This window comes from Arthrobacter sp. Y3221157 (genome assembly GCF_059089865.1).
This window is the reverse complement of record NZ_JBNHFD010000013.1, coordinates 13,405-34,011: the sequence shown is the minus strand read 5'-3', so window position 1 is coordinate 34,011 and position 20,607 is coordinate 13,405. Positions and strand designations below refer to the sequence as shown.

Annotated in this window: 18 protein-coding genes and 2 pseudogenes; 8 read left to right on the top strand and 12 right to left on the bottom strand. The window is 66.9% G+C overall.

Annotation, left to right across the window (positions count from 1 at the left end; genetic code table 11):
* Positions 1-60: 60 nt before the first annotated feature.
* Positions 61-1,377 carry an isocitrate lyase gene (gene aceA, locus AC5RTT_RS06120; protein ID WP_494144457.1) on the bottom strand — a complete coding sequence of 439 codons (1,317 nt, stop codon included), beginning with the start codon at positions 1,375-1,377 and terminating at the stop codon, positions 61-63.
* A 148-nt stretch (positions 1,378-1,525) separates the two neighbouring features.
* On the opposite strand from aceA, the gene AC5RTT_RS06115 reads away from it, so the two are divergent.
* Complete coding sequence (locus tag AC5RTT_RS06115) at positions 1,526-3,037, top strand: helix-turn-helix domain-containing protein (RefSeq protein WP_494144480.1); 1,512 nt, start codon at positions 1,526-1,528, stop codon at positions 3,035-3,037.
* 30 nt (positions 3,038-3,067) lie between these two features.
* On the opposite strand, the gene AC5RTT_RS06110 is transcribed toward AC5RTT_RS06115, so the two are convergent.
* Together AC5RTT_RS06110 and AC5RTT_RS06105 are read right to left on the bottom strand one after the other, a co-directional pair.
* Positions 3,068-3,544 (bottom strand): hypothetical protein, encoded by a 477-nt coding sequence (locus AC5RTT_RS06110; protein WP_494144456.1) that lies wholly within the window; start codon positions 3,542-3,544, stop codon positions 3,068-3,070.
* Positions 3,545-3,647: 103 nt separating this feature from the next.
* Positions 3,648-3,818, bottom strand: a pseudogene (locus AC5RTT_RS06105) (TAXI family TRAP transporter solute-binding subunit); the annotation flags it as partial.
* Between the two features lie 240 nt (positions 3,819-4,058).
* On the opposite strand from AC5RTT_RS06105, the gene AC5RTT_RS06100 reads away from it, so the two are divergent.
* Positions 4,059-5,330, top strand: a complete 1,272-nt coding sequence (locus AC5RTT_RS06100; RefSeq protein ID WP_494144455.1) for a serpin family protein — start codon at positions 4,059-4,061, stop codon at positions 5,328-5,330.
* Between the two features lie 17 nt (positions 5,331-5,347).
* Here AC5RTT_RS06100 and AC5RTT_RS06095 read toward each other — a convergent pair whose 3' ends face one another.
* Positions 5,348-6,205, bottom strand: a complete 858-nt coding sequence (locus AC5RTT_RS06095; RefSeq protein WP_494144454.1) for a hydroxymethylpyrimidine/phosphomethylpyrimidine kinase — start codon at positions 6,203-6,205, stop codon at positions 5,348-5,350.
* 234 nt (positions 6,206-6,439) lie between these two features.
* Here AC5RTT_RS06095 and AC5RTT_RS06090 point away from each other — a divergent pair, with 234 nt between their 5' ends.
* Positions 6,440-7,171, top strand: a complete 732-nt coding sequence (locus tag AC5RTT_RS06090) for a queuosine precursor transporter (RefSeq protein ID WP_494144453.1) — start codon at positions 6,440-6,442, stop codon at positions 7,169-7,171.
* Between the two features lie 98 nt (positions 7,172-7,269).
* Here the strand turns inward: AC5RTT_RS06090 and AC5RTT_RS06085 are convergent, their stop codons facing one another.
* The 6 genes from AC5RTT_RS06085 to AC5RTT_RS06060 form a co-directional block, all read right to left on the bottom strand.
* A complete protein-coding gene (locus AC5RTT_RS06085; RefSeq protein WP_494144452.1) occupies positions 7,270-8,205 on the bottom strand; it encodes a type IV toxin-antitoxin system AbiEi family antitoxin domain-containing protein in 936 nt (311 codons plus the stop codon).
* 169 nt (positions 8,206-8,374) lie between these two features.
* Entirely contained in the window at positions 8,375-9,691 is a 1,317-nt protein-coding gene (gene tgt / locus AC5RTT_RS06080) for a tRNA guanosine(34) transglycosylase Tgt (protein WP_494144451.1), read from the bottom strand.
* Positions 9,692-9,797: 106 nt separating this feature from the next.
* Positions 9,798-10,526 (bottom strand): SRPBCC family protein, encoded by a 729-nt coding sequence (locus AC5RTT_RS06075; RefSeq protein ID WP_494144450.1) that lies wholly within the window; start codon positions 10,524-10,526, stop codon positions 9,798-9,800.
* Between the two features lie 48 nt (positions 10,527-10,574).
* Positions 10,575-11,636, bottom strand: a complete 1,062-nt coding sequence (locus tag AC5RTT_RS06070; protein ID WP_494144449.1) for a DUF6707 family protein — start codon at positions 11,634-11,636, stop codon at positions 10,575-10,577.
* An 88-nt stretch (positions 11,637-11,724) separates the two neighbouring features.
* Complete coding sequence (locus AC5RTT_RS06065) at positions 11,725-12,264, bottom strand: NUDIX hydrolase family protein (protein WP_459793545.1); 540 nt, start codon at positions 12,262-12,264, stop codon at positions 11,725-11,727.
* Between the two features lie 9 nt (positions 12,265-12,273).
* A complete protein-coding gene (locus tag AC5RTT_RS06060; RefSeq protein ID WP_494144479.1) occupies positions 12,274-13,011 on the bottom strand; it encodes a VOC family protein in 738 nt (245 codons plus the stop codon).
* A 108-nt stretch (positions 13,012-13,119) separates the two neighbouring features.
* Between AC5RTT_RS06060 and AC5RTT_RS06055 the strand changes: the two genes are divergently transcribed.
* Together AC5RTT_RS06055 and AC5RTT_RS06050 are read left to right on the top strand one after the other, a co-directional pair.
* Positions 13,120-13,722, top strand: a complete 603-nt coding sequence (locus tag AC5RTT_RS06055) for a YdeI/OmpD-associated family protein (protein WP_494144448.1) — start codon at positions 13,120-13,122, stop codon at positions 13,720-13,722.
* A 216-nt stretch (positions 13,723-13,938) separates the two neighbouring features.
* Positions 13,939-15,936, top strand: coding sequence for a glycoside hydrolase family 32 protein (locus AC5RTT_RS06050; protein WP_494144447.1), 1,998 nt, complete (start codon positions 13,939-13,941; stop codon positions 15,934-15,936).
* Here AC5RTT_RS06050 and AC5RTT_RS06045 read toward each other — a convergent pair.
* Entirely contained in the window at positions 15,933-17,168 is a 1,236-nt protein-coding gene (locus tag AC5RTT_RS06045; protein ID WP_494144446.1) for a glycoside hydrolase family 76 protein, read from the bottom strand. The two genes, AC5RTT_RS06050 and AC5RTT_RS06045, sit on opposite strands and share 4 nt — an antisense overlap.
* Before the next feature lie 138 nt (positions 17,169-17,306).
* Here AC5RTT_RS06045 and AC5RTT_RS06040 point away from each other — a divergent pair, with 138 nt between their 5' ends.
* Positions 17,307-18,167: an SDR family NAD(P)-dependent oxidoreductase gene (locus tag AC5RTT_RS06040; RefSeq protein WP_494144445.1), complete on the top strand. Its 861-nt coding sequence runs from the start codon at positions 17,307-17,309 to the stop codon at positions 18,165-18,167.
* Positions 18,164-19,375, top strand: coding sequence for an acyl-CoA dehydrogenase family protein (locus AC5RTT_RS06035; RefSeq protein WP_494144444.1), 1,212 nt, complete (start codon positions 18,164-18,166; stop codon positions 19,373-19,375). Before AC5RTT_RS06040 ends, AC5RTT_RS06035 begins: the two co-directional genes overlap by 4 nt.
* On the opposite strand, the gene AC5RTT_RS06030 is transcribed toward AC5RTT_RS06035, so the two are convergent.
* Positions 19,372-20,214, bottom strand: coding sequence for a DUF1684 domain-containing protein (locus AC5RTT_RS06030; protein WP_494144443.1), 843 nt, complete (start codon positions 20,212-20,214; stop codon positions 19,372-19,374). The genes AC5RTT_RS06035 and AC5RTT_RS06030 overlap by 4 nt on opposite strands.
* On the opposite strand from AC5RTT_RS06030, the pseudogene AC5RTT_RS06025 reads away from it, so the two are divergent.
* A pseudogene (locus tag AC5RTT_RS06025) lies at positions 20,192-20,446 on the top strand (hypothetical protein); the annotation flags it as partial. The gene AC5RTT_RS06030 and the pseudogene AC5RTT_RS06025 sit on opposite strands and share 23 nt — an antisense overlap.
* Positions 20,447-20,607 lie beyond the last annotated feature (161 nt).

Genomic DNA, 20,607 nt, shown 5'->3' with positions numbered 1-20,607 from the left:
ATAGCAGGCAGAGCGATGCCGGTCCGAAGGCCGGGGGCGACAACCGCCGTCGTAAGTTGTCTAGTGGAACTGGCCCTCTTCGGTCGATCCGACCAGGGCGAGGGTGGACGCGTTCGGGTTGAGCGCGGTGGAGATGGTGTCGAAGTAGCCGGTGCCGACTTCGCGCTGGTGCTTGGTTGCGGTGTAGCCGCGGGATTCAGAGGCGAATTCCTTTTCCTGGAGTTCGACGTAGGCGCTCATGCCCTCGCGGGCGTAGCCGTGGGCGAGGTCGAACATCGAGTAGTTCAGGGCGTGGAAGCCGGCCAGGGTGATGAACTGGAACGTGAAGCCCATGGCGCCGAGTTCGCGCTGGAACTTGGCGATGGTGGCGTCGTCCAGGTGCTTGCGCCAGTTGAACGACGGCGAGCAGTTGTAGGAAAGCATCTGGTCCGGGAACTCGGCCTTGACGGCTTCGGCGAACTTCCGGGCCAGCTCCAGGTCCGGGGTGCCGGTCTCCATCCAGATCAGGTCGGAGTACGGGGCGTAGGCCTTGGCGCGGGCGATGCAGGGTTCGATGCCGTTGCGGACCTTGTAGAAGCCCTCGGCGGTGCGCTCACCGGTGATGAACTCGCGGTCCCGTTCGTCGACGTCGGAGGTGATGAGGGTGGCTGCTTCGGCGTCTGTGCGGGCGATGACGACGGTGGGGGTACCCGCGACGTCGGCGGCCAGGCGGGCAGCGTTCAGGGTGCGGACGTGCTGCTGGGTGGGGATCAGGACCTTGCCGCCCAGGTGGCCGCACTTCTTCTCCGACGCGAGCTGGTCCTCCCAGTGCACGCCGGAGGCGCCGGCCTGGATCATGGACTTCATCAGCTCGTAGGCGTTCAGCGGGCCGCCGAAGCCGGCTTCGGCGTCGGCGACGATCGGGACCAGCCAGTCCTCGACGCTCTGGACGCCTTCGGCGAACTCGATCTGGTCGGCGCGGAGCAGGGCGTTGTTGATCCGGCGGACCACGGTGGGAACCGAGTTGGCCGGGTAAAGGGACTGGTCCGGGTAGGTGTGGCCCGAGTTGTTCGCGTCTGCGGCGACCTGCCAGCCGGACAGGTAGATGGCCCGCAGGCCGGCCTTGACCTGCTGCACTGCCTGGTTCCCGGTCAGGGCGCCCAGGGCGTTGGTGTAGCCGCCGGCCTTGTGCTCTTCGGTGAGCTGCTTCCACAGCTTCTGGGCGCCGCGGCGGGCCAGGGTGTGCTCTTCGGAGACGCGGCCGCGGAGGCGGACGACGTCGGAACCTGAGTAGTCACGGGTCACACCTTCCCAGCGCGGGTTGGCAGCCCACTCAAGCTCCAGTGCCGCGGCCTGCTGTTCGGGCGTCTGCTGGGTGGGCTCAAATGCTGCAGTCATCGTTGATCTCCTAGATTGAGCTCCGGAAATCGGTGGGTGGGAACCTCGTCGTTGAGGTTCCCACCGGTTTTCCGGTGCGGTGTTCTTTCCGTGGGAACTACTTTTCAGCACTTTCAACCCCCTTTCTAGACAAAAAGGGTGGAAAGAAATCCACTTCTTCGCGTATTCTGCAGAAATGTCGCCTTCAAGCTGGAACAGGGACGTTTCCCAGCCTTCGTCCTCCGTGTCCACGGACCTTGATGTCATCTCCCTGGGCCGCCGTGTCCGCCATCTGCGCAAACAGGCCGGGCTGACGCTCGATGACCTGAGCACCGCCGTCGGGACCGCGCCCAGCCAGCTGAGCCTGATCGAGAACGGAAAGCGCGAGCCCAAACTCAGCCTGCTCCAGCACCTTGCCGGCGCCCTCGGCGTGAGCATTGACCAGCTGCTCGGAGCGGAGCCCCCGAGCCGCCGCGCAGCGTTGGAAATCGAGCTGGAACGGTACCAGCGCGGCCCCCTCTATGAGTCCCTGAACCTGCCCAAAATCCGCATCAGTTCGCGGCTGCCGCTGGATGTCCTGGAAGCCCAGGTGGGCCTATTGCAGGAACTCGAGCGCAAGATGAACGAGCAGGTGGCAACCCCGGAAGAAGCGCGCCGCGCGAACGGGGAACTGCGGGCGATGATGCGGGAGCGCGGCAACTACTTTCCGGAGTATGAAGCCGAGGCGCAGAAGGTCCTCAAGGAGGTGGGCTACACCACGGGTCCGCTCAGCCAGCACGTCATTGCCGACATTGCCGCGCACCTTGGTTTCACCCTGCACCACGTCGGCGACCTGCCACATTCCACGCGCTCCGTGACCGATTTGAAGAACCGCAAAATTTACCTGACGCAGAGCCAGCGGCAGGACCACGATCCACGCTCGGTCCTGCTCCAGGCGCTGGGCCACTACGTTCTGGGCCATGAGACACCCCGCAACTACGGGGATTTCCTGGCACAGAGGGTGGCAACCAACTATTTCGCCGCCGCCCTGCTCCTGCCCGAGCAGGCAACGGTGGAATTTCTGCAAAAAGCCAAAGCTGCCAAGGAAATCGCCGTGGAGGACATCCGCGACGCCTTCGCCGTTTCCTACGAGACCGCTGCCCACCGCTTCACCAACCTCGCCACCAAACACCTGGGTATCACCACCCATTTCCAGAAGACGCACCAGAGCGGCATCATCTACAAGGCCTACGAGAACGACGGCGTGAACTTCCCGCAGGACCATACCGGCGCCATCGAGGGCCAGCCGTCCTGCAAGGCGTGGACGTCGCGCGCCGTGTTCGATGTGCCGGACAAATTCAGCGCCTACAGCCAGTACACGGACACCCCCTCGGGCACTTACTGGTGCACGGCCCGCACGGAACGCTCGGCCACCGGCGAGTTCTCGCTGAGCATCGGGGTGCCCTACCAGCACGTGAAGTGGTTCCGCGGGCGCGAAACCACCGCCCGGGCCACCTCCAACTGCCCCGACCCCACGTGCTGCAAGCGTCCGCCAGAGGCCCTCACCGCCGAATGGGCCGGTAACGCCTGGCCTTCAGCCCGCGCCCACTCGCACCTCCTGGCCGCCATGCCGCCGGGGGCCTTTCCCGGCGTGGACGAGACGGAGGTGTACAGCTTCCTGCAGGCCCACTCCGGCAGCTGAGCTGGTCAGCGGAAGTGGCGGTAACGTCGTCTACATTTGCATGGCGCGCAGTCTGGCGCTCATGTCTAGACAGATGATGTCTGTCAGGATGCCGTTCACTGCCCGGTAAGCTTCCGGGCTGCCGGACCACCGGCCAGAATCGTGGAGGAATTTCAGGAATTGCATCAGTGAATAGGTGGCCGCGAGGCCTTCGTAAACGGCGTTGATAATGAGTGACGCGAGTTTCGCCGCAACCTCGTACGGGTCGAGGGCGGTGATGGCCCGGTTTTCGTCAAACGCAGGGTAGTAGCGAAAGAAGTTCTTCAGGTTTTCCAGCACGGCTCCGACATCGGCGATGAAGGGGTGTTCGCCGTACCAGCTAGTAAAAGCCGGAGCCAGGGCTTCCAACTCGCGAACGTTGCTGGGTGAGGGGCGCACCACGTCCGGGTTGGCGTTCTTAAACGGGTCTCCGGGTTGGTTCCGCAAGTGGTTGGTTCGTGCCGCCCGCCGGCGCTGATTCCTGCCCACATTGATCCTCGCTTTGCTCGCTGTTCGGGGTATCTCAAACAGTAGGGAGGTCTCGCCTGGCCGGCGATGCCCGGAAATGCGTATGTGGAAAAGCTGGCGCCCTTTATCCGTGCAGCGCCCGGTAGGCGTCAGCCGCGGCCGGATGGAGCGGGATGCCGGCCGTGTTGATCAGGGTTTCCGGGCTGAGGAATTGGACGCCCAGGCTGGATTGCGGGATCAGTTCGCCGGCGTGGCGCACCAGCAGCTGGACGGTCCGTTCCACGGTGGCGGCGTCGCACGCTAATTGTGCGTACGGCCACACCCTGATGGCCGAGGCGCTGCTCGCGGAGGCCAAGCCCCTACCCGAGGCATCCAACCGCTGACCAGGTGCCCGTCCAGGGCGTGACCGAAACGACCGCAAACCGTGACCCTTCCGGCATCGTCCGGCAACCGGCCCCCTGCTCTACTGGAACCATCCGGTCCTTGGGTGGCGGTACTGCCGCGGCCTACCTGCCTGGGAAGCACAGGGGAAGACATGAACGTTCCACGGCGTGCGGTGCTGGCAATGCTGGGGCTTGTGGCTATGCTTCCCGCTTGCGCGGCCGCGCCCCCGGAGCTGGTGACGGCACCTGGGGTGGAGCGGGTCTCGCTGGACGCCGCTGCCTATCCTGCTGAAATTGGTGCCCTGCGCGCTTCCGCATACACGCTGGGTGCGGCCCTCCTTGCCGACGGCGGGGACGGCGCCGCCGGTAACGTCGTCGCCGCACCCGGAAGCCTCCTTACAGCGCTGCTGATGCTTCGGTCCGGAGCGGGCGGCGAGGCGGCCGCGGAACTTGACCGGGTCCTTGCCCTTCCCGGTGCACGCCGCGACGAGGCAGCGAATGCCTTGCTCGCCGCCGTCGAAATATACGACGGCGATCCCGGCGCCGTTGACGAAGACAATCGGCCCCGGAAGCCCGTCATCCACCTTGCCAACGGGCTCTTCCTGGACAGGCACACCCCAGTGGGCGAGGACTACCTGGCCGGCCTGGCCCTGCACTACGGTGCGGGCGTCCACATGGTCGATTTCCGTGACCGGACCGCAACTGAACCCGCCATCGACGCATGGGTGGACAGGAACACGGGCGGGCGCATCAAGAAAGCCCCGGCCAAGTTCGACCCCAGGAACACCTTCAGCCTCCTCAATGCCATCTATTTCGCCGCGGCCTGGAACACCCCCTTCGACCCTGCCGACACCACGGACAGGCCTTTCACCACCGGAAACGGCGACGTGGCGAGTGTCCCAACAATGAGCCAGGCAGTGGGAATGAAGTACGCCGAGAGCGAGCGGTGGCGGGCGGTGGACCTTCCCTATGCGGAGGGAGCCGTGATGCGCCTGGTGCTGCCGGCGGCCGGAACCCCCGCCGGGCCGTCCGCGGATGAGCTGGCCCGGATTGGTGAGGCGCTGGAGCCCGCCCCTGCCCAGCCCGTCCGCATCACGCTGCCCCGCTGGGACCACAAGAGCAGCTTCGACCTTCGGAAGGTCCTCGAAGCCATGGGCCTGTCCCGCACGCTCACCACGGAGACGGACTTCGACGCGATCCAGCCGGGGCTGAAGCTGACGCAAGCCGCCCAGGCCGCCAACATCACCGTCGCGGAGAAGGGGACTGTGGCGGCCGCCGTCACGCAGCTGAATGGACGGGCCGTCAGTGCACCGCCCGAGCCCGCCGTGTCGATCGCCTTCGACCGGCCGTTCCACTACCAGATCGTCCACAGCGGAACGGGGCTGCCGCTCTTCATGGGGAAGGTGGCCGACCCGCGTTCGTGACCGGGCCGGGCCGGCGGTTAGCGCGGGCCGCCCTGCCAGAGGGCGTCAAACGGCGCGCCGGACGCCACGCGGTTTTGGATCCCGGCCGTCACGAATTCCTTGGCGGCACGCGCTGCTTCCAGCGGTGACGAACCCTTGGCCAGTTCCGCTGTGACGGCGGCGGCAAGCGAGCAGCCCGCACCGGAGACGGCCACATCGCCCACCTTCGGCGCCCTCAGGATTTCCAGCGTCTGGCCGTCATAAAAGACGTCGACGGCGTCCGGGCCAGCCAGCCGCACCCCGCCCTTGGCCAGCACTGCCGCGCCGCTGAGCTCATGGATGCGCACGGCGGCTGCCTTGAGGGATTCGACGTCGGTGATTTCCAGCCCGGACAGCGACTCCGCCTCGAAGTGGTTCGGCGTCACGAACGTGGCCAGCGGCAGGATCTGCGCCTTCAGGGCCTGGTCCGTGTCCAGGGCGTGGCCCGGCTCCTGGCCCTTGCAGATCAGGACCGGGTCCAGGACCACATTCCCAAAGTCGCTGTCCTTCAGTGCACCGGCAACAGTGGCGATGGTGGCAGGGCTGCCGAGCATCCCGATCTTCACCGTGTCCAGCACGGACGGCGCGCCCGAGGCCGGCCCGTAAGCGGCGGTGGTTGCCTCCAGCTGGTCGGCGATCACCTGCTGGTCCACAGGCACGAAGCGGTGGTTCCAGCTTTCGGCGGGATTGAAGGAGACGATGCAGGTCAGGTTGGCGATGCCGAAGACGCCAAGCTCCTGGAAGGTCCTGAGGTCGGCCTGCGCACCGGCACCGCCGGTTGCTTCGGAGCCGGCAATGGTGAGCACCACGGCCGGGCTGGTGACGTGCGGCATTGCATCAGCGGAAACGGAAGTCATGCACCCATCCTGCCATCCGGCGTCGGCGGATTTCCTTGTGTGGCAGTACAGCGGCGGCTGACCGGGGGTGTTCAGGGGGACAAGGGAGCCGGCCTACCCGAGCTTCAAACGGGGGGTCAGTTCGGCTCGAACCTGCATGCGTACAGGTGGGAGAATGGGGCGACAGTGCTAATACAGCCGGTGTCCCGCTAGCAGTTCCGGACGCCGAGCGAACCACTACGAAACGGACTTCCCATGCCATCTGCCTCCGGCCAGAATGCCCTGCCCGAAACCTCCGCCGCTCCAGGCGCCGCGCGCTTCGCCTCCATTGGGTCCCCGTACTTCGGGGTCATGCTTGCAATTATGGCGGTGGTGCTGATCCTGTCCAACATCGGTGCCTCCAAAGGAGTGGTCCTGGGGCCGATCATCACGGACGGCGGCTTCTTCCTCTTCCCGCTGGCGTACATCCTCGGCGATGTTATCAGCGAGGTCTACGGCTTCAGGGTGGCACGGAAAGCCATCGTCACCACGTTTGCGCTCTCGGTGTTCGCCTCGCTTTGCTACTGGGTGATCATCGCCCTTCCCGGATTCGACGACGAGTTCGGCGCCTCCAAGCAGGCCGCCCTTGAGGGTGCCCTGGGCCCGGTGCCGCAGATCGTGCTGGCCTCGCTGCTGGCGTTCCTTGCCGGCCAGACCATCAACTCGTGGATCCTGGTGCGGATGAAGGCCCGTACGGGGGAGAAGTCCCTCTGGGCCAGGATCATGGGCTCCTCGGTGGCGGGCGAGTTCGTGGACACCCTGATCTTCTGCAGCATCGCAGCGTCGGTCATCGGAATCACCGACCTCGGAACGTTCGTGAACTACGTGGTGGCGGGCTTCGTGTACAAGACCCTGGTGGAGTTCATCCTGGTCCCGGTCACATCGCTGGTGATCCGCTGGATCAAGAAGCGGGAACCCAGCTACGGGGTGGCCAAGATCGTCCCGTAAGCCCTCCGCCTCCTGATTCGGCGAGATCGCCGGAAAGCGCCCAGCCCGCCGGGCGGCTCCGGCGGGCTCGTGGCAATCCGGCGATTTCGACGACGGGGCTATCGCCGGAGCGCGGTCAGGATCCGGACTTTGAACTCCTGCTCGCGAAAGAGGTCTTGCCATTTCACGCGCACGAATTTCCAGCCGTCCTCCGTCAGGGCATTCTCCCGCTGCCGCTCCAGGAACAAAACATCGGCCGTCGGCTTGTAATCGAAGTACTTGGTTTTTCCGTCAAATTCGAGGGCAACCTTCTTCTCCTTCCACGCGAAGTCCAGACGGTACCGGCCTGCCCGGGTACTGACCTCTACCTGCGGTTCGGGAGCAGGCAGTTTCAGGCGGGAAATGAGTTCGCGGGTAAGCGTTTCACCAGCCGATTCGGACCTAGGGTCGGCGTTGGCCAGTGCCTTACGGAGGTTCCTTATACCGCGGCGCCCATGGAGTCCCTCTGCCATGCCATGGATTAGCGACAGATCCGCGCCTAGCCTCAGGGCGTGATCCATGAGCACCAGGGCCTGCGGATAGTTCAGCATCATCGCGCAGTCCACCACGGTCCGCTCGAGCGACGTGACCCGCAGATTCTCCATGACCATAACGTCGGCGTCCGTGTAAGGCATGGTGTGCCCGCGGACATCTGGACCGAGGCGTTCGCTGGAAGGCTGGACCCGCAGCAGGACATGGACCACATCGCTGACGTTCCAGAGGAATAAACGGTGGAGTCGCGCGGCCGAGGTGTGGCTGTAGACATAGTCTCCCGACGACGTCGTGAGCGTTCCGTGCGCGTGGGCGTAGATCAACTGCAGGCTGCGCAGCGGGGCCGACTGCCTGTCCCACAGCTCTCCACGGATGTAGCAGCCATAACGAAGCCGGACCAGCTTCCCGTGTTTCAGTAATAGTTTGATGGCCCGCGAATTGAGGCCCTTTTCGTGCAACTGGGCGGTGCGCCACATGTTTCCGGTGTTCGGAAGCGCAGGAAGCGGGACTGGCTGGGACTGCATCATCCATCCAGACTGCTGGGCCGTGGCTGGTTCTGGCAGGCGCCGCGGTCGCCATGTGGAAAACCCTGCTCGCTGGAACGGATCCAGGTCGCCGGAGCGCTCCAGCAGGATGGCAGCGTTCCGGCGATCTCGATGAGGGGAAAGCGGGAAGGCAGCTCGTTAGCGAGGCCTAGGAGTAGTACCGGGCCAGGGTTTCCGCCTTGAAGTCGAAGAACGTCCCGGCCTCGATCGCCAGCCGGGCGTCGTCCACCATCTTCACCACGAACCGCTCGTTATGGATGGAGATCAGGGTGGCGGACAGCATCTCCTTGGCCTTGAACAGGTGGTGGATGTACGCCCGGGAGTAATGGGTGCAGGCATAGCAGTCGCAGCCCTCCTGCAGCGGCCCGAAGTCGCGCTTGTATTTCGCCCCGGACAGGTTGAACCGCCCGTACGGGGTGTAGAAAGCGGAGTTCCGCGCAACCCGGGTGGGGGAGACGCAGTCGAAGGTGTCGGCGCCGTTCTCGATGGCGGTGAAAATGTCGTCCGGCTCGGAGATGCCCAGCAGGTGGCGCGGCTTGTCCTCCGGCAGTTCCTCGTTGCACCACCGGACGATAGTGCCCAAGTTCTCCTTCTCCAGGGCACCGCCAATCCCGTACCCGTCAAACGGCATGGCGCCCAAGTCCCGGCAGGCCTTGCGGCGCAGGTCCTCATACTGCGCGCCCTGGATGACGCCGAACAGGGCCTGATACGGCTTCCCCTCCCGTTCGGTGGTGAGCCGGAAGTGCTCGTCGATGCAGCGCAGCGCCCACAGCCGGGTCCGTTCCAGGGACTCCTCCTGGTAGCCGCGGGAGTTCTGCAGCGTGGTCAGCTCGTCGAAGGCGAACATGATGTCCGCACCGATTTGGTGCTGGACCTGCATGGAGATTTCGGGGGAGAACCGGTGCCGGTCCCCGTTCAGGTGCGACTTGAACCAGACGCCGTCGTCGTCAATATGGGCGAGCCGCTCCTTGCCGGGCGCCACGGCGTCGTCCGGCCCCGAGGCGTCCACGGACTTCATGTCGATGACCTTCTTGAACCCCGAGCCGAGGCTCATCACTTGGAACCCGCCGGAGTCCGTGAAGGTGGGCCCGGGCCAGTTCATGAAGGCGCCCAGCCCGCCGGCCTCGTCCAGGATATCGGCACCGGGCTGCAGGTAGAGGTGGTAGGCGTTGGCCAGCAGTGCCTGCGCCCCGAGGTCCGCCATGGATTCCGGCAGCACCGCCTTGACCGTGGCCTTGGTTCCGACGGCGATGAAGGCTGGCGTCTGGATCTCGCCGTGGGGAGTGGTGATGGTGCCGGTGCGGCCCAGGAATTCACCGCCGTTGTCCGCCACCTGGGCGGCAGTGGGCGGGCAGGATTCAGCGAGCCGGGTGCCCACTTTGAAGGAAAACCCGGACTGCTCCGGCAGGTGTACGGGGGGCGGCGCGGAGGCCGCAGACGGAGCGGAACTGGGGTTTGCTGGCACCGTACCAGTGTGCCAGCAATCGGTACAGTGCCAGCAATCAGCGGGGGCGCCGGCGATCCATGCAGCGCCAGCAGTCAGTAGGGCGCCGGAAAACCAGCCAGGTCCGTTAGCTCACCGGCTCGGACGCGGAGTAGTTTTCGGCCCGCCAGGATTCCCAGGACGAACGGATGGAATCAAGCTTTGCAGCTCCAAGGTCATAGGTGGAGACGATGACCATGGACCCTTCACCCTCCTCACGCACGTCCTTGATGGCGGGATGGTCCGCCACCACCAGGAGCCCCTCGCCGTGTTCCGCGTAGTTGTGGACGGTGAGCCCCACCTGGTGGCTGGTGCGGTACCAGACCTTGCCGCTGACTTCCTCGCCGGTGCCCAGGCGCAGCTGGTATGGCTCACCGGGTGCCGGCAGGTCCGACAGCCCGAGCTTTTCGATCGCCGACCCCTGGCCCTCGGTCAGGTGCAGGAATAGGGTGTGGCGCTTGCCGTGCGGGTGGCGTTCCAGCGCGAACCGAAGCTGCTGCAGGAACGTCAGCCAGCCTTGGGTGATGTCCTCGTCCCAGGCCGCCCACTCCGAGTTGTGGTCCAGCGCCCCGCGCGTCACGCTGACCTGGGTCCCGCCCGGAACGGGATGGAGCTCGAACGTGTCGCCGCCGTGCACGGTCAGGCTGGTGTGGTCCGGGGCTTCTTCCACGTCGCCGGAAAAGTAGATCTCCTTGATTTCGGCATCCAGGTCCTCGGCCTGCCAGCCGTGCCATTGGGCCACCTTGGACGGTTCACGCAGCATGGTCCAGACCTGCGGTGCATCGGCGTTGATCACTACGCTGAGATTGTTCGTCATAGCCCCGAATGTACAACTCCGGCCCGGCCCCGGGTAGGGGCAATTTGCTCAGGAGCGGACGGCCTCAAGTTCGTTGCTGATCCGTCGCTCCAGCTCGCCCATGCCGATGGTCTCGGACCCGCCGTGCGCCCTCAGGAACAGCAGGGATTCGAGCCGGAGCAACCGCCATTCCCGCTCGGCGTCGTGGTTCGAGTTGTCAATGGACCGGAAAATTTCCTTGTCGTACAGGTTGGGCTCGTTGAGGGAGCGCTGCCGGACCTTGGCCGCCATCCGTGCCTTGAACGGGTCCGTTTCATGGCTTTCGGGCGTCCGGATCAGTTTTTCGTAAACAGCTGCCCGCTCATTCTGGCCGTCCTGCCGGCAGATGTAGCTGGCCAGCGCCAGGGAGGCCTCCACAGATGTCCAGCGCCCGGGGTTTCCGTCGTACGGGAGGACAGTGAGGAGGTCGGCAACCGCCAGCGCACCCTCGGCATCCTTGAGGGTGACGAACAGTTCGTGCGCGAGGTCGCTGAGGTCCTTCAGGCAGCTGCCGGACTTGAAATTGACGCCTTTGGACAACCGGTCGGTCAGCAACTGGACTCCGGTGGCGTCCGGATGCGCATGCGCGGCGGCTTCCACGACGGACTCAGGGGTGCCGTCCGGGGCCGGGATCAAAGCGAGTTCTTCTTCGCTGGGAACGTTGGCCGCCGGCGGAACCGGCGGCAGGGGAGGCACGACGACGGCGGGCGCTGCAGCCGCGGTTGCCGCCTCGCCGCCGGACTGCTCCTGTCCGGCTTCGGCCAGGTGCGCCAGCCCGGCCTGTGGACCTGGTTCTTCCGCGGGCGCGCCCTCCCCCGGCGCGGCGGCCAGCGAAAGGTGTGTGACGCCGTCGGACGCTGCTGCGGAACCTGGCTCGACGGTGGTGACGGTGGCGCCCACGGCGATCCGCAGGGTTCCGCCGCCGGCGAGGCTTGCGAGCACCAGCGCGGGAGACCCGAAATCGTCCCGTTCCAGCTCAACCGCCTGGATCTCCGCCGTCCGTTCACCGTCGGGCAGGAGGATGAGGCTGCCGGTGGTCAGGGATCCAGCCTGCAGCTCACGATGGTTCCGGGCGGCTGGTGTTTCGGTCATGGGAGTCCTTAAGTTCTCTTGCGGTCCGCCGTCCAGTCTACAAAGGCGGACGGCTTATTCGCGGGACCCCCAGGTTCCGGCGGGGTTGTCAGGAGCCGACGCCGGCGAATGCCAGGGCCTGGCGGATCAGGCCGCCGCGGCCGCCGGAAAACTCCATCTGGACGCCGGGGCTGAGGACTTCCTCGGGGGTCATCCAGGTCAGTTCCAGGGCATCCTGGCGCGGCTCGCATTCTCCGGTCACAGGAATCACGTAGGCCAGCGATACGGCGTGTTGCCGGTCATCGGTGAAGCCGGTCTGGGACGGGGCAGGGAAGTATTCGGCCACCGTGAAGGGGACCGGGCTGATGGGCAGCTGCGGGAACGCCAGCGGCCCGAGGTCCTTTTCCATGTGCCGGAGGAGGGCAGCGCGGATGGTTTCGCGGTAGATAACGCGGCCGGACACCAAGGAACGGACCATGGTCCCGTCCTCGTCGGCCTGCAGCAAGGTGCCCACTTCGTTCACGTAGCCCAGCGGATCCAGCCTGACCGGCACGGCCTCCACGTACACCATGGGCAGCCGCCCGCGCGCCTCAAAGAGGTCTTCTTCGGAAAGCCAGCCGGGATTCGGATCAGGTGTGCGCACGTTCATGGTCTATTTCTACCCCATGGAACGGTGCTGGGAGATCCAGACTGTCGCGGGCACGGAGGGCGCGCCGGGCCTGGCCGCGTCCGGGTTGGCCACATGGAGGGTGCTCCCGAAAGCCTCCTCGGTAAGGCTTGCCTCGAGTCCAGCGGCGGTAAGCCGGTCCCGCAGCGGGGCCAGGCCGCCGTCGTACTCGAAGCCCAGTCCGGACCGCGGCGGCCCGGACGCCGGGCGCACCAGGAGGACGCCGCCGTTCTTCGCAGTGAAGTCCGCGGTTTCGTCGTTGTCCGGCACCGGCCGCGGCCGGGCGCCGATGTGCCGCAGGGTGCGGGCGGCGGCGTCGGCCTCCTCCGTGAACCAGACCCCGACGACGGCGAGCGCCGGGTCCGCGCCGGTGTCACCCTCAACGGTGGCGGCTTTGTCCGCCAGGAAGGTGAACCCGTCAGGCCCCGTGATCCGGCAGGCATCGCCGTGGGATTCGGTGACCAGTTCGGCGGGTGCTGTTCCGTCGTCCTGGGCCGCGAGGTTGGTGCGGCGGGCGAACTCGGCCAGGTCGCCGGCTTCCACTGCCAGCGCCGTGGTCCCGTCTTCCGCAGCCCCTTGGGGAACCTCGTGCAGGGCCAGCCTGCCGGCCCCGGCGTCGTAGACACGGAAGCCGCCGTCGCCCTCCGTCAGGACCAGGCCCAGGGCGGTCAGCAGCCGGTCCCAGGACTCGATGTTGGACGTGTAATGCAGGGGACGGACGCGGAGCATCGGTTTGTCCTTCATCTCGGCAACAGTGCGATGAGCCCCATGATGCCACGGGCGGGGCGCGAAGGGGATGGGGCTTGTGCGCCGGCAAAGCACGGGCAGAATAGGCGCATGGCCATCGAACTCGAGGAACTGCTGGTGCCCGATGCTGCCGCCTGGCGGAGCTGGCTGGAGGCGAACCACGGGAGCAGTCCCGGAGTGTGGCTGGTGCTGCACAAGAAGGGCGGGCAGGTCACCGAACTCGACTACGCCGCGGCCCTCGATGAAGCGCTGTGCTTCGGCTGGATCGACGGCCAGGCCCGGCGCCGGGATGACGAAAGCTCCTACCAGCGGATGACGCCGCGCGGTCCCCGCAGTGCATGGTCGGCCCGGAACGTCACCTACGTGGCGCGCCTGGAGGAAGCGGGAAAAATGACCGACGCCGGCCGGGCCGCCGTCGACGCCGCCAAGGCCGACGGACGGTGGGACAAAGCATACGCGGGGCAGGCGACGGCGGAAGTCCCCGCGGACCTGGCGGCTGCCATCGCCGCAGTTCCGGCAGCCCAGGCCATGTTCGATGTCCTCACCAGGACCAACCGGTTCGCCCTGATTTACCGGACGAACTCAGTGAAGCAGCCGGCCACCCGTGAGCGCAAAATCGCGGGTTTCGTGGAAATGCTGGCCCGCGGTGAGGCCCCGTACCCGCAGAAGCAGCGCCCAGGCGGAGCCGGGTAAACCCCCACCCTTATTGAGTTTTTGTCCAGATTTGGCGACTTCCAGTGCCCGAAGGCCGCCATATCTGGACAAAAGCTCCTCCCCTGAGGGAGGGGTGTGTGCGTCACGATTGGGGTTCCGCATAACGAACCGGTAACATTGATGGCTCACTTGCACTGGTGCCGTTCCCCGAGCCGGGGGACGGCACTTGCGCGTTCAGCGACGGATTGAATTTTCATGCCCCGACATACCCTCGGACCGGTACTTCCCGCCCTCAAGCGCTTCGCCGCCAACCGCCGCCTCCTGGTGTGGACGGCAGCTGCCGCGGCTGTCCTCGCCCTGGCAGTCTCGCTGGTGCTCGCCGGCAACGCCAGGCCTGGCCCTGCCGCCACAGCCGGACGCGTGCTTGACGGGGTGGCGGCCGCCCAGGCCGCCGCCATGGACCGCAACGGCGGCTACGCCTCGCTGTGGCTCCAGGGCAATGATGCGACCCTCTCTGAACGCGGCGCGGCCGTTCCGGCAGACGGCGCCGAGGATGTCCGCGCCATCGAGTGCGGGACAGGATGGCTGGCTGGTGTCCGCGTGGAAGGCAAGGTCTTCCTGCGGAGCAGCGCCGCCTCCGATCAGGTGGAAGAGGACGCTGAGGCAGTCCGGCTCCCCGAGTGCATCAGCCCGGAAGCCCGCGATGCCCTGCTCACGGACCTGGGCGCCGGCAAGTCCTGGCCGAAACCGGAAGCTTCGGCACTGGAGGTGCCGGAGGAGGACCCCGGGTTCCGTCCCGCCTACCACCTGACGCCGGACCAGCGCTGGATGAATGACCCCCAGCGGCCGTTCTTCCTGGACGGGCTCTGGCACTACTACTACCTCTACAACGTGGACTACCCCGAGGGGAATGGCACTGAGTGGTTCCATGCCACCAGCACCGACCTGGTGCACTGGAACAACGAGGGCGTGGCTATCGAGAAGTTCCGCAACGGCCTCGGGGACATTGAAACGGGGTCCGCCGTGGTGGATACGGAGGGCACCGCGGGCTTCGGCAAAGGGGCCGTGATCGCCGTCCTCACCCAGCAGCATGACGGCGTCCAGCGGCAGTCGCTGTTCTACTCCACGGACAACGGCTACAGCTTCCAGAACTACGAACAGAATCCGGTCATGGAGAACCCCGGCGCCGAGCACTGGCGGGATCCTCGGATCGTGCGGGATGAGGCCAACAACCAGTGGCTGATGCTGCTCGCCGAGGGCCACAAAATCGGCTTCTACACGTCCAAGGACCTCAAGGACTGGACCTACGTTTCCGCGTTTGAGCGGGACGGCCTCGGCATCCTGGAATGCCCGGATTTCTTCCAGATGGACGTGGACGGCGACCCCGCCAAGCGCACCTGGGTGCTGGCCGCCAGCGCCAACGGCGCGGACGAGGGCCGGACCACCGGCCTGGCGTACTGGACCGGCGACTTTGACGGGAAGGGTTTCACACCGGACGGAGGGCACCAGTGGCTCGACGGCGGATCGGACTTCTACGCCGCCGTCACCTGGGACGATCCGCGCCTGACGGACGGTCAACGCAAGGCCTCCCGGCACGCCATCGGCTGGATGAACAACTGGGCCTACGCCCGTAACCTGCCCACGGACAACTGGTTCGGGGCGGCCTCCGTGGTGCGTGACCTCCGGCTGGAGTCCGACGGCGGCCGCCCGGCCCTGGTGTCCACACCCACCTCCGCGCTGCGGTCGCTGGAAGGCGAAGCGGCGCAGGTGCCGGCCGGGCCGCTGACGGAGGAATCCGCGCTGGCCGTACCGGAGAGCGGCGCCTACAAGGCCGAGTTCGAATTTGAGCGGCCTGCAGCCAACACTGGAGAGGCGCGGATGCTCCTGCGAAGCGGCGGCAGGACCTACGCCACCGTGGGCTACGACTTTGCCAGCGGCAAGGCCTTCGTGGTCCGGGACGATGCCGTGTCCGCAACCATCAAGGACAGGGACGACCTGCCGGCGGGCAAGGGCGCGGTGGATCCCGTGTACCGGGACGTGCGGGCGGTTGAAGGTCCTTCCACAGGCGACACTGTCCGCCTCACCGTCTACGTTGACCGCTCCTCCGTGGAAGTGTTCGTGGACGGCGGCCGGCAAACCCTGACGTCGCTGGTGTTCCCGCCCGACGGGGCGAAGGAAGCGCGGCTGGCAGCAGAGGGCGGGCAGATGTCACTCAAGGGCGGTTCCGTGACGCCGCTGGCTGGGATCCGCTAGGAACCGGTGATGGCTGCAGCAGCCTCAAGCGTCATCCAGGCCTGCAGCTGGGTGGAAAGCTCGACGGCGGCGCCCGGCGGATACGTCTGCTCCGCCGGCCGTGCGGCATGCACGGAGAAGACGCTCCGGCCCGGATGGCTGCCGGGCGCTGCTCCGGCGTCCAGCGTGCGCCGTCCGTCCCAGAACGCCTGGGCGCTGTCCGTCACCAGGCGCGCCGCCGTTGCGCGGGCAGCCTCCGGAAGCCTGCTGTCGGTTGCGGCCAGGGCCAGGTAGCGGCAGAGGATCCCGGTGAACAAGCCGCCGTCGCCCGTCCCTTCGCAGCGCAGCACCGTGCGGGGTCCGGCGTCGCCCGCATCCAGGGCCGGCACGGTGAGGTGCCGGTCCACGGCGTCTACCAGTTCCGCCGCCCGGGCTAGGTTGGCATCGCCGCCCAGTTCCAGGAGGGCGCCCAGCACGGGCCCCTGGTTGTAGGTGTAGACAGCCCGGTCCACCGTCACGTTCCCGGAGGCATCAAGGCGGGCGCCGTCGAGGTACAGGCGCTGCTCCGGGTCGAAGAGGGTGCGGTCCAGCCAGTCGAGCAGGGACTGTGCCGTGGCGCGCTGCCCGGTGCGGGCGTAAAAGAGCGCTACCGGAGCCGTGGCGGGCGTGTTCTTGAAGTCCCGTTTCTTGCTCCAGAACACCCCGCCGCCCAGGTCATCCGTGCTCGCGGCGTCAAACTGGAGCGCCAGGGTTTCGCGGACCCTGGCATTCCGGCGGCGGCCCGGCTTCCGTGTCTCCTCGGCGAGGGCATCCAGGCGGAGCGTCGCCAGGGCCAGCCAGGCCATGTCGTCGTAGTAGTTGTTGACGAAGGTGAATGCGTTGCGCAGCCGGATCCCGGTCACCAGCCTGGAAGCGAGCTGCCCGGCGCTCGGGTTGCGCGGGCCGTCGAACCGTGCCGCCGGTGTTGGCCCGCTGCCCAGTTCCCGCCGGCCGGTGTCCACCAGGCAGTCCACGTAATGGGCCTGCCACCAGTAGTGCCACGGGCTGGCCAGGGCGGCGCCGGAGGCCAGCCGCCGCAGGACATGCCGCCAGGCAGGGCCCGTCTCTACGGGCGGCCGGGGGTTCCATGCCACGGCGGCCAAGTGCGTGCCTGGCAGGAAGAGCAGTTTCCGGCCGAAGAGCGCCGTGACGGACCGTGCGGCATGGGTGGCGCGGTCCTGCCAGGCCGAACCAGCGGTATGGCGGGAGGTCATGGGTTCCACCCTAACGGGGCGCGCACGGACCGGGCGGGAACGGCGGGTGGTGCGCACCGACCGGCTCTTCAGTTAACATTCACTAACTGATACGCTGCGGCTGCACCCGCGGTTGAGGGGCCACATCAAGGAGGATGGATGGACATTGCAGGCAGCGTCGCGCTCGTCACCGGAGGTGCGTCCGGCCTTGGTGCCGCCACCGTCCGCACCCTGTTCGACGCCGGTGCCTCCGTGGTGATCCTTGACCTACCGTCCTCCGCCGGGGCCGCCCTCGCGGACGAATTGAACAAGGCTGCTGCCACGGCCGACGCCGGGCAAGCCGGGCCAGGCCCCGGCGGCCCTGGCGGCCCTGGCGGCTTGGGCGGCACCCGCAAATCCGCCGTCTTTGCCCCCGCGGACGTGACCAATGAAGCGGAGGTGCAGGCCGCCGTCGACGCTGCCGGCCGGCTCGGGCCCCTGCGGATCGTGGTGAACTGCGCAGGAATCGCCACTCCCGGCAAGGTGCTGGGGCGCGAGGGAATCCTTCCGCTGGAGGCGTTCAACCGCGTTGTCCAGGTCAACCTGCTGGGCACCTTCAACGTCCTGCGCCTGGCCGCCGCAGCCATGGTGGCCACCGAGCCCGTCGTCACCGAACTGGGCGGTCCAGAGCGGGGCGTCATCATCAACACCGCCTCGGTGGCGGCGTTCGAAGGCCAGATCGGCCAGCCGGCGTACGCTGCGTCCAAGGGTGCGGTGGCCGCGATGACGCTGCCCATCGCCCGGGAACTGGCGCGCTCGCTGGTGCGGGTGGTCACCATCGCACCCGGAATCTTCGAAACCCCGATGATGGCCGGCCTTCCGCAGGAGGCGCAGGACTCGCTGGGCGCGCAGGTTCCGCATCCGTCCAGGCTTGGCCGGCCGCAGGAATACGCCCGGCTGGTGGCCCATATTGTCGACAACGCGATGCTCAACGGTGAGACCATCCGCCTGGACGGTGCTATCCGCATGGGGCCAAAGTGACCGCCCCCTCAGGAGGCAAGGTGGACCTGCCCGCAGCCGACTTCTTCGACGTCGAGTCCCTGCTGAACCAGCCGGAACGGGACAAGCTGGCCGAGTTGCGGGCGTTCCTGTCCGCGGAAGTCGCGCCGTATGCCGTGGACTGGTGGAACAAGGCGGAATTTCCCGCCCACATCCTGCCCAAACTGGCCGCCCTCGAACTGAGCACGCCGGCCCAGCGCGGCTACAGCAACCTGTTCGCGGGACTGGTCATCGCCGAGATCACCCGCGTGGATACGTCCCTCGCCACGTTCTTCCTGGTCCACCACGACCTCTTCGTCGAGTCCCTCTACGCGTTCGGCAGCCAGCAACAGCAGCAGCGCCTGCTCTCCGATGCATCAAACCTTCGCATCACAGGTGCCTTCGCCCTTACTGAGCCGGAGCACGGCTCGGACGTTGCGGGCGGGATGGAAACCCGTGCCCGCCGGATATCGTCAACAACCGGCAGGACCGACGACGGCGGGGACACCTGGGTGCTGAACGGCGCCAAGCGCTGGATCGGCAACGGGACGTTCTGCGACTACATGCTGGTGTGGGCTCGGGATGAGGCAGACGGGGCCGTCCGCGGGTTCATCGTGGACGCCACCCTGCCCGGAATCAGCCGGACCAGGATCGAGAACAAGATTGCGCTGCGGACGGTGCAGAACGCGGACATCGTGTTCACGGACGTCCGGGTGGCCGAAGCGGACCGGTTCGCCGCCATCAGCAGCTTCGACGACACCAAGGAACTCCTCCGCAGCTCGCGCATCATGGTGGCGTGGCAGACCGTGGGGCAGCAGCTGGCCGCGTTCGACGTCGCCCGTCAGTACGCCGTCGAACGGCACCAGTTCGGCCGCCCGCTGGCGCAGTTCCAGCTCATCCAGCAGCAACTGGTCACCATGCTGGGCAACGCCGTGGCCAGCATGGGAATGATGGCGGGGCTCGCCCGGCTGCAGGACCAAGGTGCCGCGGACATGCCCCAGGTTGCCCTGGCGAAGTCCTACCTCAGCGCCCGGATGCGCGAAACCGTGGCGCTGGGCCGGTCCATCCTGGGTGGCAACGGCATTGTCACGGACTACCGGATGGCGAAGATCTTCTCCGATGCCGAGGCCATCTACACATATGAGGGCTCTTTCGAAATCAACACCCTGATTGCCGGCCGCGCGGTGACCGGCATGTCCGCCATCGCCTAGGATTCCAGCAGATACGGCAGCTTCTCGCCTGCCTCCACACGGATGTCCAGGCTGTTGTTCTTCGCGGGCATGGGGCAGGTGCCGTAGGGGGTGAAGGCGCTGGGGTAGTTGATGGCCCGGTTGAAGTCGAGCACCACGGAACCGTCGGGCCGCGGCCGGGGTGTGGAGAGCTTGCGCCAGTCGTCGGTGGTGTCCCCGTTGGTCTCGTCATGGAACGTGACCGTCAGCGCGCCGAGTTTCTCCTCCTCTGCCTGCAGCCGGAATTCATGGGGGCTCCCGGGAAGCCGGAACACCACCTCACCAACACTCCGGTGGACGCCGTCCACCAGCGGGTTGGCGGTGGCGATGGGGACATCCACCGGCTCCGGGTAGGGCTCGAACCGGCCCGTCACCTCCCAGCCGGGGTTGTAGGCATAGGTGGGAACGCCGTCGAACCCGGCGAGCACCGGGGAGTCCGAGTCCCTGGTCCGGATCGCGTACCGCCCGGCCCGCATGGCCAGCTCCACCACCACCTGGTCACCGTCCGGTCCGCCGAACCGGACCCACATCAGCGATTCCTCGTCGGCGAGCGCGGCCGTGACGGTGCCGTCCAGCAGCTCCCCGGTCTCCACGAGCGCCAGGCCGTCGGCCGGCACCGCGGTGAGTGACGCCGTCGCGCCTTGGCTGGACCCGGTGCCGTCCGTTGACCACAGGCCGGGAGCCAGGTCGACGGCGGAGGGGACGTCCTCCAGCCACTGGAAGGACGTGAGTGTCAGCCAGCCGTGGCGGGCCGCAAGGGCCTTGTCGCGGTTGGCGCGGAAGCGCTGCCAGCGCTCGATGGAGGCGGTGGGGATGTTCATGGTTCCTTCCGGTTGTCCTGCCCCGGCTACAACTGCGGCCTGCGTCCGTTCATTCCGCGGCAGGGGGACGTTCCTGCTTGCCGCGGGCGGCGGGCGGAGTACCCTCAGAACCAGCAGTCACGGGGCAAGTGCCGGGCCGTCTGGAGCGGCCCGGCAAACAGAGGGAGATGACATGCGGATTGCCGTCTTTGGCACCGGAACGGTGGGACGCGCGCTGGCGGGCGCCCTGGTTGAACGGGGGCATGAGGTGACGGTGGGGACCCGGGATCCGGGCGAAACCGCCTCCCGCACCGGGCCGGACCGGATGGGCAGGCCCCCTTTCAGCGAATGGCAGGCCAGGCATCCGGATGTTGGCCTGGCGGATTTTGCCGGCGCCGCAGAGGCCGCTGAACT

Excerpts from the sequence above, each read along its gene's own strand:
- aceA (WP_494144457.1), bottom strand. The coding sequence starts at position 1,377 with ATGACTGCAGCATTTGAGCCCACCCAGCAGACGCCCGAACAGCAGGCC.
- AC5RTT_RS06100 (WP_494144455.1), top strand. The coding sequence starts at position 4,059 with ATGAACGTTCCACGGCGTGCGGTGCTGGCAATGCTGGGGCTTGTGGCT.
- AC5RTT_RS06095 (WP_494144454.1), bottom strand. The coding sequence starts at position 6,205 with ATGACTTCCGTTTCCGCTGATGCAATGCCGCACGTCACCAGCCCGGCC.
- AC5RTT_RS06090 (WP_494144453.1), top strand. The coding sequence starts at position 6,440 with ATGCCATCTGCCTCCGGCCAGAATGCCCTGCCCGAAACCTCCGCCGCT.
- AC5RTT_RS06085 (WP_494144452.1), bottom strand. The coding sequence starts at position 8,205 with ATGCAGTCCCAGCCAGTCCCGCTTCCTGCGCTTCCGAACACCGGAAAC.
- AC5RTT_RS06075 (WP_494144450.1), bottom strand. The coding sequence starts at position 10,526 with ATGACGAACAATCTCAGCGTAGTGATCAACGCCGATGCACCGCAGGTC.
- AC5RTT_RS06070 (WP_494144449.1), bottom strand. The coding sequence starts at position 11,636 with ATGACCGAAACACCAGCCGCCCGGAACCATCGTGAGCTGCAGGCTGGA.
- AC5RTT_RS06065 (WP_459793545.1), bottom strand. The coding sequence starts at position 12,264 with ATGAACGTGCGCACACCTGATCCGAATCCCGGCTGGCTTTCCGAAGAA.
- AC5RTT_RS06060 (WP_494144479.1), bottom strand. The coding sequence starts at position 13,011 with ATGCTCCGCGTCCGTCCCCTGCATTACACGTCCAACATCGAGTCCTGG.
- AC5RTT_RS06055 (WP_494144448.1), top strand. The coding sequence starts at position 13,120 with ATGGCCATCGAACTCGAGGAACTGCTGGTGCCCGATGCTGCCGCCTGG.
- AC5RTT_RS06050 (WP_494144447.1), top strand. The coding sequence starts at position 13,939 with ATGCCCCGACATACCCTCGGACCGGTACTTCCCGCCCTCAAGCGCTTC.
- AC5RTT_RS06045 (WP_494144446.1), bottom strand. The coding sequence starts at position 17,168 with ATGACCTCCCGCCATACCGCTGGTTCGGCCTGGCAGGACCGCGCCACC.
- AC5RTT_RS06040 (WP_494144445.1), top strand. The coding sequence starts at position 17,307 with ATGGACATTGCAGGCAGCGTCGCGCTCGTCACCGGAGGTGCGTCCGGC.
- AC5RTT_RS06030 (WP_494144443.1), bottom strand. The coding sequence starts at position 20,214 with ATGAACATCCCCACCGCCTCCATCGAGCGCTGGCAGCGCTTCCGCGCC.